A 12092-nucleotide genomic window follows, 5' to 3' on the forward strand; every position below is an offset into this window, starting at 1 on the left:
GCAGCGTGAACGCGCGAGCCGCGGTCGCTAGCGCTGGCCCTCGTACGCCGTCATCTCGTCGATGCGACGCTGGTGGCGCTCGTCGCCACTGAAGGGCTCGTTGATGAAGGCGTCCGCGATCGCGGTGGCCTCCTCGAGGGAGTGCATGCGTCCGCCGAGCGAGCCCACCTGGGCGTCGTTGTGCTGGCGGGCCAGGCGCGCGATCTCCTCGGACCAGATCAGCGCGGCACGGATGCCGGTCACGCGGTTGGCCGCGAGCTGCTCGCCGTTGCCAGAGCCGCCGATGACGATGCCGAGCGAGCCGGGCTCGTCGCGCACACCCTCCGCGGCAGAGATGCAGAACGACGGGTAGTCGTCGAGTGCGTCGTACTCCAACGCGCCGTGATCGACCACGTCGTGGCCGGCCTCAGCAAAGTGGGCCTTGAGGTGCTGCTTGAGCTCGAATCCGGCGTGATCGGCGGCGATGTGGATGCGCATGGCTCCATCCTGCCAGGCCCGCGCACCTGCGGGCGTCCCTCGCCGTGAGCGAAACGACCGGTGCAGTGTGGGTGCGCGCCCATAGGGTGAGGACATGGCACTCGATTCAGGCATTGACAAGTCCGAGTTCTCCCCGACCGTGCGTGCGGGGGACGACTTCTTCCGCTACGTGAACGGGCCGTGGGAGGACACCCACGAGATCCCCGGCGACCGCGCGGCCGACGGCAGCTTCTACACGCTGCGCGACCAGGCGGAGAAGCACACCAGGAAGATCATCGAGGCGGCTGAGCCCGACTCGATCATCGGCGCGCTCTACACGAGCTTCATGAACATCGACCGCATCAACGAGCTGGGCACCGCGCCGCTCGACGCGGATCTCGGGATCGTGGCGAACGCCGGTGACCACAACGCACTGGCCGCGGCCATGGGCACCTTGGCCCGCTCGGGCGTCACAGGCACCGTGGGCTACTACGTGTTCGCGGACAAGAACCGTCCCGACGACAACGTCGTGTACCTCTCGCAGTACGGCCTTGGCCTGCCCGACGAGGCGTACTACCGCGAGGACGCGCACGCCGAGACGCGCGAAAAGTACGTGGCCCACATCGACCGCATGTCCGCTCTCACGGGCATCCCGTTCGACTCCGCGTCCGTCATGGCGCTCGAGACCGCGCTGGCCGCGCACCACTGGGACGTGGTCAAGACCCGCGAGGCGGACCTCACCCACAACCCCACGACACTGAGCCGCCTGGTCGACGAGGCCCCCGGCTTCGCGTGGACCACGTGGGCCGGTGCGATTCAGATGCCCGAGGCCGCCCATGACCTCCTCATCGCCTCCGAGCCCAGCTACTTCGAGGGCTTTGCCCAGCTGTGGCAGGACACTTCCGTCGAGGCATGGCAGGAGTACCTGCGCTGGCGCGTCGTCAACTCGCGTGCGCCGTACCTCACCGACGAGATCACCAAGGCCAACTTCGACTTCTACGGCACCGTCCTGTCCGGCGCCACGGAGCAGCGCAAGCGCTGGAAGCGTGGAGTGGGCTTTGTCGAGGCCGTCGCGGGTGAACTCGTGGGCCAGGTCTACGTCGACAAGCACTTCCCGCCGGAGTACAAGGAACAGATGGACGCGCTCGTCGCGAACCTCATCGAGGCCTACCGGATCTCCATCACCCAGCTCGAGTGGATGACGCCCGCGACCCAGCAGCGCGCCCTCGACAAGCTCGCACAGTTCACGCCCAAGATCGGCTACCCCGAGAAGTGGCGCGACTACACCGGCCTCACGGCGACCCCCGATGACCTGCTCGCCAACGTCCGCAGCGCATCGGCGTTCGAAGAGGACTGGGAGTGGTCCAAGATCGGCAAGCCCGTGGACCGCAGCGAGTGGCTCATGACCCCGCAGACGGTCAACGCGTACTACCTGCCGCTGGCCAACGAGATCGCGTTCCCCGCTGCCATCCTGCAGCCGCCGTTCTTCCACCCCTCGGCGGACGCCGCGATCAATTACGGCGGCATCGGCTCCGTCATTGGCCACGAGATCGGCCACGGCTTCGACGACCAGGGCTCGAAGTACAACGGCACCGGCGCTCTCGAGGACTGGTGGACCGAAGAGGACCGCAGCGCGTTCATGGAGCGCGCGAACGTCCTCATCGAGCAGTTCAACGGCTACTCCCCCAAGCAGCTCGACGGCTCGCACTTTGTCAACGGCGCCCTGACCGTGGGCGAGAACATCGGCGACCTCGCGGGCGTCGAGATCGCGCTCAAGGCCTATGAGATCGCGCTGGGCACTCCCATCGCCGAGGCCCCCGAGGTCGACGGCCTCACCGCCCTCCAGCGCTTCTTCTTCGGGTACGCACTCACCGAGCGCATGAAGGTGCGCTCGGAGGCCCTCATCACGCGCATCTCCACCGACCCGCACTCGCCCAGCGAGTTCCGAGTCAACGGCGTGGTGCGCAACATTGACGCCTGGTACGAGGCGTTTGGTGTCAGCGAGGACGACGAACTGTGGCTCGCCAGCGAGGACCGCGTCAACATCTGGTGAAAGCGCCGATGCCCGGGTTAGGCTGGGCGGCAGGCCTCACCTTCAGTGGGGCGTTCCACCAACGAAGGGAGTCGCATATGGGTGACAAGCAGAACATCGACCTGCTCGACAAGGACACCATCGAGGTGGCCTCCGCTGAAGAAGGCGGATGCTGCGGCGGTAGCTGCCACAGCTAGTCGACCACTTCCTTCTAGACGACTGGCGGGATCGGACCTACGGGTCCGGTCCCGCCTTTCGCGTCTACGCTAGGCGGGCTCCTGGGCGGCCAGTTGTGCATACAGCCCACCGGCGGCAGCAAGCTCGACGGCCGCGCCCGATTCGACAATGCGGCCGCCGTCGACCACGTGGATCACGTCCGCGCTTGCCACGGTGGACAAGCGATGCGCGACCACCAACGTGGTGCGGCCCTCGGCGGCGCGGTCGAGCGCGGCCTGGACCACCCTCTCGCTGACGTTGTCGAGCGCGCTCGTCGCCTCGTCGAGCAGCAGCACGGGGGGATCCTTGAGCAACACCCGCGCGATCGCGATGCGTTGCTTCTCACCACCTGAGAGCCGGTACCCACGCTCCCCCACCACCGTGTCGTAGCCGTGTTCGAAGGTCATGATCTGGTCATGGATATTCGCGGCCCGGCAAGCCGACGCGAGCTCGTCGTCGGTCGCATCCGGCTTGGCGTAACGCAGGTTGTCGGCGATCGACGCGTGGAACAGGTAGGTCTCCTGAGTGACGACGCCAACCCGGTCAACGACGGACTCGTGCGTGAGCGAGCGCACGTCCGCGCCCGCAAACTCGACGGCGCCGCCGCTGACCTCGTGGAGGCGTGCGGCGAGGTAGACGATCGTGGTCTTGCCCGCACCCGACGGCCCCACGAACGCCACCGTTTGGCCCGGCTGAGCGACGAACGAGACCCCATCGAGCGTCGGCCGCGTGGCGGTCGGCGAATCCGGGTAACGGAAGGTCACGTCGCGAAACTCGACCTTGCCCGTGGGACCGGGCGCTGCGGAGGCCTCTACCGCATCGGCGCTATCCCGGATGGCGGGCTCGAGGTCGAGGTACTCGAAGATGCGCGCGAACAGCGCGCGCGAGGTCTGCACCTCGAGCGCGACGCGCATGAGCGCCATGAGAGGGAACAACAGGCGGCCCTGGATCGCGGTGAAGGCAACGATGGTGCCCGCGGTGATGGACGGCGCTTGATCCTGCCCCACCTCGCGGGCGATCACCAGGCCGGCGGCGAGGTAGATCGCCGCAGGCACCGAACTCATGATCACCGTGACGAGCCCGAAGAACCACTGGCCCGACATCGACAGTCTGACTTGTAGGCCCACCTGGTTGGTGTTCTCTGCCGCGTAGCGCTGTGACTCCATGCGCTGACGGTTGTGCACCTTGGACAGCAGCACGCCACTCACGGACAGCGCCTCTTGGGTGATCGCCGTCATCTCCGACAGCGACTCTTGGGTGCGCGAGGCCAGGCGGGCGCGCACCTGCCCCACGCGACGTTGCACGGCCACCAGGAAGGGCATGAGCACGATCGCGACGAGGGTGAGGCGCCAGTCGAGCACGAGCATCGCGATCAGCGACGCGATCACCGTCACGGTGTTGCCGACGATGCTCGACACGAAGGTGGTGAGCACCCCTGACACGCCGCCCACGTCATTTTGCAGCCGCGACTGGATCACGCCGGTCTTGGTGCGCGTGAAGAATGCGAGATCCATCGCTTGGAGGCGATCGAACAGGCGCACCCGTAGGTCACCGGTGACGCTGTTGCCCACGGTCGCCATGACGTACGTCTGCCACACGCCGAGCGCCGCGGTGGCCAGGAAGATCACCATCACCAGGACCGTGAGTTCGACCAGGAGCCCCACGTGGGGACCTGCAGCGTCTGCGGGGAACAGCGCATCGTCGAAGATGCGCTCGATCACGAGCGGCGGAACCACCCCTGCCGCGGCAGTGACCACCACGAGCGCGCCGGTCAGCACGAGCCGCGACCGGTAGGGGCGGAACAACTCCGCTACCCGGCGCCACAGGTGCGGAATCTGCGGGGCTTGTGCGTTGTGCTCGCGTTGGGCAGCCTCGTCGCGGCCTGCCACGCCTTTGCCGGGGCTGCCGCCAAGGGCCGCACGTCGCGATCCTGGCGGGGCGGGCACACTCATGCGGTCAGGGTAGCGCCGGGCCCGCTTGCTACCCTTGCCCGGTGGAAAACGACACGCCTGACACGCCTGCTGCTGCGCCCCGATTGGGCAAGCTGGACGTGTCGATCGCGACCATTCGCGAACTCGGCCAACCCGACGTGATCCGTGCCCGCGCCACGGCCGAGCACTGGAGCGCAGCCCTGTACTGGCGGCGAGTTTCGCCCTTCCTGACGCAGCGCTTCCTAGCCGGGGGCCTCAGCGCCGACGCGGTCACCATCGGCGTGATCGTCACCGGCTGGCTCGCCGCGCTCTCGTTGCTAATCCCGTCGTTTGCTGGGCCCCTGCTCGCCGCGATCTTCGCGCAGTTGCAGATGCTCGTCGACGCCTCCGACGGCGAGGTCGCCCGCGTGCGCGGCACGTCCGGGCCGCGCGGCATCTTCCTCGACAAGATCGCGCACTACACGACCGAAGGTGGCATCCCGATCGTGTGGGGAGCGTCGCTCGCGCTCGCCATGGACGATGCGCTGCCGCTCGCGCTCGGGGCCCTGCTGGGCTGCATGGTGCTCATGAACAAGGCACTGAACGATGCGGTTCACGTCTCGCGCTCGAAGGTGGGATTGGGGCCGATGCCCGACTCGGTTGAGGCTCGCCGGATCGGCCACTCGGCCCTCGGCCTCGCTCGCAAGGCGTTCAACCTCGTGCCCCTGCACCGCATCTACCACTCGGTCGAGATGACGCAGGTGATCCTCGTGGCCGCCATCATCCAGGCGATCGCCGGCGCCACCGTGATGTGGTGGGTCCTCATCGCCGTGACCGCGATCACCCCGGTGATCCTGGCCGGCCACTTCGTGGCGATCCTCGCCTCGTCCAAGCTCCGCCCCATCCGCTAGACGTGGCCGTGCATCCCCACCGCTCGTCGAGTACCCCACGGCCGCCTCAGCTCGCGCGCCGCGCCGAGCCCGTGCTCAGACCCGCGGACGAGTACGACCTCGACGAGGGCCCACACCTCGACGGGCTCGACCTGAGCGGCCTGGACTTGGGCGGTCGTGACCTCGACGACCACGTGTTCGAGGAATGCGACCTGAGCCGCGCGCAACTCGATGGCGCCTCGCTCGTGGGCGCCGAGTTCATCGACACTCGGCTGGCCGAGGCCACAGCAACCATGCTCCACGCCCCTCGCTCGACGTGGAGGCGTACGGAGGTGACGCGCTCGCGCATCGGCGCTGCGGAACTGTACGAAGGTGCCTGGAAGTCCACCAGCGTCACCGGGTGCAAGGTCGGCTATCTCAACCTCCGTGGCGCTCGACTTGAAGACGTCGAGTTCCGTGACTGCGTGTTCGACGACCTCGATCTTCTCGATGCCCGGCTCGAGCGCGTGGCCTTCCACGGGTGCCGTGTGACGACCCTGACCGTGCGCGGCGCGAGCATGAAGGATGTCGACCTGCGCGGACTCGACCTGGGCGGCATCGATGACCCGAGCGCACTGCGGGGCGCGACCGTCACCAGCGAGCAGTTGTGGGAGTTGGCGCCCCTCCTCGCGAGCCACCTGGGCATCGGCGTCCTCGAGTCCTGAGAAAATGGCACCATGCCTGCCCCGCATGTCGCCTTCTATGAGCCGCGCATCCCCAACAACACCGGTAACGCGATCCGTCTGGCCGCCTGCACTGGCGCGCACCTGCACCTGATCGAGCCGCTGGGGTTCGACCTGTCCGAGCCCAAGCTTCGCCGCGCCGGGCTGGACTATCACGACCTTGCGTCGGTCACCGTGCACGCGAGCTTCGACGACCTACTCGAGACGATGCCGCACTCGCGGGTGTTCGCTTTCACCGCGCACGCCACCACGGTGCACTCCGAGGTCGAGTACCGTCCCGACGACGTGCTGCTGTTTGGCCCCGAGCCCACGGGACTTCCGGAGTCAACGATGGCGCACGCGCGGGTGACCGATCGCGTGCGTATTCCGATGCTGCCCGGTAGGCGCTCGCTGAACCTCGCCAACTGCGCTGCGATCGTGACGTACGAGGCGTGGCGCCAGTCGGGATTCGACGCTCCCGCCTGACGAGGCCTTTCGGCGCCTCTGCCTCGCTGGTAGCGTCGCGGCATGGCGGATACAGGCGCGCTGTCGGGACAGTGGGCAACGGTGGCTGCTGCGGCCATAGGCGGCTTGGCCGTGCTCGCCGGCTGCAGTCCGGTCCTGGGAACCGATGCCATGGTCGAGGAAAGTGACCACGTGCTGTCTTTCGCGGAAGACGTCATTCCATCGGTGGCGCAGTCGCTCGATCTCACCGTCATCGAGGCGGAATCGACTCCGGAAACAGGTGGAGGCTTGGAAGGCAGCTCCCCACGGTTCTGGTTTGGCGTCGAAGGGGAATTCGCGGGCGAGCTTCCCTCGCAGGCCGCGCTCGAGGAGGCGATGACGGCAGCCGGCCTCACCGACATCACCTCGGAGCAGATGAATGGCTCGGTCGGCACTGACACGGATCCGTATGCGACGGCGACCGACCCCGATCGCGCGGTCCGTGTGTCAGTGACATCGGTGACGGGCATGGCCGACGACGGGTTGCGCTTCCACGTGCGCACCGTCGACGGCATCAACGTCTCTGACGAGGCCATCGATGAGTACTTCCCTGACCTCGTTCCACAGTTTGATCAGTCGCTGGTCTCGTCGTCGGCCGCCGCTGGCGGCTGAACCCCGTTAGGGAACGGGGTGACGGGCGTCGTACTCGCGGAACGACGCGCCGATGCGGGGGTCGCGCAGGCGTGTCAGGACGGCGATGAGACCGATGATGGCCAAGCCCCCCAGGAGCGGCGGGCACCACAGTCCCACGGCGACCGCGAGGGTGCCCGCGTACATGTCTCCGATGCGCGGGCCGCCCGTCACCACGACCACGAAGATGCCCTGGAGGCGCCCGCGCATGCCGTCGGGCACGGCGCTGATAAGCATGGTCTGGCGGAAGATCGCGCTGACCTCGTCCGAGGCGCCCATGCCGGCCATCGCGAGGCCGCACAGGATCAGCGCTGGCCAGTAGATCCCCGACCAACTCGGACCCGCGTCGTGGTCAACAAGCGTCATCGCGAGGATCGCGGCACCAAACAGCGCGGCGAAGATACCGTACGAGGTAATGGCGCGCGAGACGGCGAGGCCGTGGCGGTGGACGTGCGCGACAGGCCCCGAGAACAGGCTGACCAGGATGGTGCCCACGGCCGCGGAGGCCGTGAGGGCACCGACGGTCAGCGAACCTCCGCCGACGATCGTCGCGCCGAGAGCGGGGAGCAGCACCACCGGCCGCCCAAACGTCATCGCCACGATGTCGACGATGAAGCTCATGCGGATGTTCGGTGAGCGCTTGAGAAAGCCCAGGCCCTCACGCAGCACGGGCCAGCCAGCTTGCACCTTCTCTCCCAGCCGCGGCAGGGCGGGCAGCATCCACACGCCGAGGAATCCTGCGGTGAACAGCACGGCGTCGATGGCGAAGGTCCATGCGAGGCCCACGGTGGCGGCAAGCACGCCCGCGAGCGCAGGGCCGACCGTCAATGCCGCGCCGATGCCGATGCCGTTGAGCGCGGCGGCGCGAGAAATCATGTCGCCGGGCAGGATGCGTCCGACGAGTGCGCTGCGCGTGGCACCCGAGATGGTGGCGGCCACGGCGTTCACGGTCGTGACGACGTAGAAGGGCCACAGCGCTGCACGTGTGCCTTGCCCCACGAGGGCTGCGTCCCACGAGGCGAGCGCCACCAGGGCGAGGGTCGAGCACCATGCGACCAGGCTTGACGTGATGAGAAGTCGGCGCCGGTCAAACACGTCGGCGAGCACGCCGCCCCACAGCCCGGCGATGATCATCGGGACGAGCGAGAGTCCTCCGACGAGCCCCACGTGGAAGCTCGACTCGGTCATGTCGTAAATCTGCAGGCCCACCGCGACGATCGACATTTGCGCGCCGATCGCGGAGACGGCGCCGCCGAACCACAGGCGGGCGAAGGCCGGCGAAGCCTTGAGTGGTGCGAGGTCAACCAGGCGGCGGCGGGTGGCGGCTGTCTCGTCTGGTGAACTCACCGGGAGAGTCTAGGTCGCATCGGCCGTGTGGAGTGTGCCCCCAGGGCTGCCGCTAAGGCGGCTGTCCCCAGGGATGGCCGTGGGGATGCGACGACGATTCCGCATTTGCTTAACGTGTGAAGCATGGCGCAAACAGAAGTCGGGTATCTCGCCCGCCACGCACCCCTCATCGACGCCATGCGCCACGGCGACCGCGACGCGCGACGCCGCGGTCGCCTCGCCCAAGAAGGCCTCGTCATGACCGCGATTCAGGCCCACTACGCGCAGTACCTGGTCAGGGCGCCCAGGGGCCTCGCGATGTCGACCCTCGCCGAGCACACCGGCACGACCCTCGCCAATGTGAGCCAGATCGCGACGCGCATGGAACGGCTCGGTCTGGTGCGCCGGCGCCTGAGCGATACTGACTATCGGTCAGTGGTGGTGCACGTCACCGCCTACGGCACCCACCAGTTCTGGCTGCTCGTCACCCGCATGCGGCGCATCGAAGCCCTCTATCGCACGGCGCGCACCCGCCGCACCGCCCGCGGCGCCCTGCCAGCGGCGCTCAAGGCCACCGCCGGCCGCTGGGCACGCCTCGACGAGCCACCCGTCCAGGTCTGGACGCCGTGGACTGCCCCTGACGCGCTCGACCGATGGATGGCACAGCGTGGAGTAAGCGCGCCCCCGCGGCTTGTACCGCGACGCGCTGGGCCAACAGTCCCACCATGGGGGGACCCCTAGGCGTGGCACAATCAGCCCATGCCAGGTACCAACCTTACGCGCGACGAAGCTCAGGCCCGCGCTTCCGTGGTCTCCACCGAGACCTACTCCGTCGAACTCGACCTCACCACCTCTGAGGAGACCTTCCGTTCGACCTCCACCGTGCGCTTCACGGCCACCGCTGGCGAGTCGACCTTCATCGACCTGATCGCGCCCACCGTGCACAGCATCGTGCTCAACGGCACGCAGCTCGACCCGGCCACGCACTTTGTGGACAGCCGCATCGAACTGCCCGACCTGCAGGACAGCAACGAGCTGACCGTCGTGGCCGACTGCGCGTACATGAACACCGGCGAAGGCCTCCACCGCTTTGTCGACCCCGAGGACGGCGAGGTGTACCTGTACTCGCAGTTCGAGGTCGCGGACACCCGCCGCGTGTACGCCGTGTTTGAGCAGCCCGACCTCAAGGCGGCTTTCACCTTCACCGTGACGGCCCCCGAGCACTGGCACGTGCTGAGCAACAACCCGGGCACCAAGCACGAGGTTGAAGGAGCGAGCGTCGCCATCGCCGATGTGACCCGCGGCGTCGCCCGCTGGGAGTTCACCGAGACCACTCGCCTGCCCTGCTACGTGACTGCGATCGTCGCCGGCCCGTACCACCGCGTGGAAGGCACCGTCGAGTCGCGCAAGGGCACGCTCGGCGCCGACGTGTACTGCCGCAAGGCCCTCGCCCCCTACCTCGACGCGGACGTGATCCTCGCCGACACCCAGGCGGGCTTCACCTTCTACGAGCACAAGTTCGAGATGGACTACCCGTTCGAGAAGTACGACCAGATCTTCGTACCCGAGTTCAACGCGGGCGCCATGGAGAACGCTGGCTGCGTGACGTTCCTCGAGGACTACGTCTTCCGTTCCAAGTCGGCCCAGGCCCGCGTCGAACGCCGCACCGTCACCGTGCTGCACGAACTCGCCCACATGTGGTTCGGCGACCTCGTCACCATGAAGTGGTGGAACGACCTGTGGCTCAACGAGTCCTTCGCCGAGTACGCCTCGACCGTCGCGACCGTCGAGACCACCAAGTGGAAGAACAACTGGGTCACGTTCAACTCGCTCGAGAAGACGTGGGCGGCCCGCCAGGACCAGCTGCCCAGCACGCACCCGATCATGGCCGACATCAAGGACCTCGAGGACGTCGAGGTCAACTTCGACGGCATCACCTACGCCAAGGGCGCTTCGGTCCTCAAGCAGCTCGCCGCGTGGGTGGGCGAGGACCAGTTCTTCGCCGGTGTCGCCGAGTACTTCCGCAAGCACCACCACGGCAACACCACCCTGCGCGACCTGCTGGTCGAGCTCGAGGCCACCTCCGGTCGCGACCTGACCTCGTGGTCCGAGGTGTGGCTCGAGAAGGCGGGCATCACCACGCTGCGCCCCGAGATCGAGACCGATGCGCACGGTGACATCGTCGCGTTCACCGTGGTCCAGGAGGTGCCCGAGGAGTGGCCCACGCAGCGTCCGCACCGCCTGGGCATCGGCGGCTACGACGTGGTGGTCGACACCACCGGTGCCGCGCGCCTTGAGCGCTCGATGTACGTCGAGACCGACATCAGCGGTGAGCGCACCGAGATCACTGAGCTGCTGGGCAACCACCGCCCCGCGCTGATCCTGGTCAACGACTCCGACCTCGCATACGCCAAGGTGCGCCTCGACGAGCAGTCGCTCGCGACCGCCGTGGAGCACGTGGGCGGATTCACCGACCCGCTGGCCCGTTCGATGGTGCTCACCGCCGCGTGGGACATGACGCGCGACGGCGAGATGCCCGCGCGCCAGTTCGTGGACCTGGTCCTCAAGAACATCGGTCGCGAGACCGAGTCGACCACCGTGATGGTGCTGCTGCGCCAGCTTGCGACCACGTTGAACCTCTACGTCCACCCCGACCACGCGGCTGACGTGTGCTCGGAGGCGGCCGAGGCGCTGTGGAAGGTCGCCATCGAGGCCGTGCCCGGCTCCGACACGCAACTGCAGGTGGTCAAGGCGTTCGCGTCGATGGCGTGCACCGACATCCAGCTCGACAACCTGCAGGGCCTGCTCGACGGCAAGCTGCACCTCGACTCGCTCGAGGTCGACGCCGACCTGGCATGGGACCTGCTCATCGGGCTAGTCGTCGGCGGTCGCATCGACGAGATTGGCATCGAGCTGCAGCTCGCCAAGGACGCCACCGCATCGGGCCAGCGCCGTGCGGCGCACGCCCGCGCCGCGCTGCCGTCCGCCGAGGCGAAGCGCGCAGCCTGGGACCTGCTGGTCAACGCCGAGAAGGACCTGCCCAACGCCCTGCAGTTCGAGGCGACGGCCGGGTTCCTTCACGTCAACGACGTGACCGTGCTCGAGCCCTACGTCGACGAGTACTTCACGGCCGTGCGCCGCATCTACTCGGACAAGACCAACGAGATGGCCACCAACCTCATCGAGGGCCTGTACCCGGCACAGCTGGCAGGACGCGTCGCCGACCTGCAGGACAAGGCCGATGCGTGGCTCGCCAACAACGCCGACGCTCACGACGCCCTGCGTCGCCTGATCATTGAGGGCCGTGACAACGTGCGCCGCGCCCTTGCCAACCAGGAGCGTGACGCACAGGGCTAAGCCCCACCGATGTCTGGAGCCCGGGTACCCCGCGAGGGGGCCCGGGCTCCGTGCTGTCACGCCCCTGACG

10 protein-coding genes are annotated in these 12092 nt (G+C 67.8%); 7 read left to right on the plus strand and 3 right to left on the minus strand.

The annotated features are described in order from the left end of the window. Positions 1 to 27: 27 nt before the first annotated feature. Positions 28 to 477, minus strand: coding sequence for a ribose-5-phosphate isomerase (locus tag ACK5NO_RS03255; RefSeq protein ID WP_416811235.1), 450 nt, complete (start codon positions 475 to 477; stop codon positions 28 to 30). Between the two features lie 94 nt (positions 478 to 571). On the opposite strand from ACK5NO_RS03255, the gene ACK5NO_RS03260 reads away from it, so the two are divergent. Beyond that, a complete protein-coding gene (locus ACK5NO_RS03260) occupies positions 572 to 2509 on the plus strand; it encodes a M13 family metallopeptidase (protein WP_416811236.1) in 1938 nt (645 codons plus the stop codon). A 245-nt stretch (positions 2510 to 2754) separates the two neighbouring features. On the opposite strand, the gene ACK5NO_RS03265 is transcribed toward ACK5NO_RS03260, so the two are convergent. Next, complete coding sequence (locus ACK5NO_RS03265) at positions 2755 to 4656, minus strand: ABC transporter ATP-binding protein (protein ID WP_416811237.1); 1902 nt, start codon at positions 4654 to 4656, stop codon at positions 2755 to 2757. A 41-nt stretch (positions 4657 to 4697) separates the two neighbouring features. Here ACK5NO_RS03265 and ACK5NO_RS03270 point away from each other — a divergent pair, with 41 nt between their 5' ends. From ACK5NO_RS03270 to ACK5NO_RS03285, 4 genes are read left to right on the plus strand one after another with little or no spacing between them, the layout of a single operon-like run. After that, positions 4698 to 5525, plus strand: a complete 828-nt coding sequence (locus ACK5NO_RS03270; RefSeq protein ID WP_416811238.1) for a CDP-alcohol phosphatidyltransferase family protein — start codon at positions 4698 to 4700, stop codon at positions 5523 to 5525. Between the two features lie 2 nt (positions 5526 to 5527). Further along, a complete protein-coding gene (locus ACK5NO_RS03275; protein WP_416811239.1) occupies positions 5528 to 6208 on the plus strand; it encodes a pentapeptide repeat-containing protein in 681 nt (226 codons plus the stop codon). A 12-nt stretch (positions 6209 to 6220) separates the two neighbouring features. Continuing rightward, entirely contained in the window at positions 6221 to 6691 is a 471-nt protein-coding gene (locus ACK5NO_RS03280; protein WP_416811240.1) for a tRNA (cytidine(34)-2'-O)-methyltransferase, read from the plus strand. 42 nt (positions 6692 to 6733) lie between these two features. Next, positions 6734 to 7321 (plus strand): hypothetical protein, encoded by a 588-nt coding sequence (locus ACK5NO_RS03285; RefSeq protein WP_416811241.1) that lies wholly within the window; start codon positions 6734 to 6736, stop codon positions 7319 to 7321. A 6-nt stretch (positions 7322 to 7327) separates the two neighbouring features. Here ACK5NO_RS03285 and ACK5NO_RS03290 read toward each other — a convergent pair whose 3' ends face one another. Beyond that, positions 7328 to 8686: an MFS transporter gene (locus ACK5NO_RS03290; RefSeq protein ID WP_416811242.1), complete on the minus strand. Its 1359-nt coding sequence runs from the start codon at positions 8684 to 8686 to the stop codon at positions 7328 to 7330. 123 nt (positions 8687 to 8809) lie between these two features. Here ACK5NO_RS03290 and ACK5NO_RS03295 point away from each other — a divergent pair, with 123 nt between their 5' ends. After that, entirely contained in the window at positions 8810 to 9406 is a 597-nt protein-coding gene (locus ACK5NO_RS03295) for a MarR family transcriptional regulator (protein WP_416811243.1), read from the plus strand. Positions 9407 to 9424: 18 nt separating this feature from the next. Next, positions 9425 to 12022, plus strand: a complete 2598-nt coding sequence (gene pepN, locus ACK5NO_RS03300) for an aminopeptidase N (RefSeq protein ID WP_416811244.1) — start codon at positions 9425 to 9427, stop codon at positions 12020 to 12022. Positions 12023 to 12092 lie beyond the last annotated feature (70 nt).

This window comes from Demequina sp., from assembly GCF_047975725.1.
In the GTDB taxonomy this organism is placed as follows: Bacteria; Actinomycetota; Actinomycetes; order Actinomycetales; family Demequinaceae; genus Demequina.

Coding starts and splice junctions, on each gene's coding strand:
- ACK5NO_RS03285 (WP_416811241.1), top strand. CDS start 6,734: ATGGCGGATACAGGCGCGCTGTCGGGACAGTGGGCAACGGTGGCTGCT.
- pepN (WP_416811244.1), top strand. CDS start 9,425: ATGCCAGGTACCAACCTTACGCGCGACGAAGCTCAGGCCCGCGCTTCC.
- ACK5NO_RS03295 (WP_416811243.1), top strand. CDS start 8,810: ATGGCGCAAACAGAAGTCGGGTATCTCGCCCGCCACGCACCCCTCATC.
- ACK5NO_RS03265 (WP_416811237.1), bottom strand. CDS start 4,656: ATGAGTGTGCCCGCCCCGCCAGGATCGCGACGTGCGGCCCTTGGCGGC.
- ACK5NO_RS03260 (WP_416811236.1), top strand. CDS start 572: ATGGCACTCGATTCAGGCATTGACAAGTCCGAGTTCTCCCCGACCGTG.
- ACK5NO_RS03255 (WP_416811235.1), bottom strand. CDS start 477: ATGCGCATCCACATCGCCGCCGATCACGCCGGATTCGAGCTCAAGCAG.
- ACK5NO_RS03280 (WP_416811240.1), top strand. CDS start 6,221: ATGCCTGCCCCGCATGTCGCCTTCTATGAGCCGCGCATCCCCAACAAC.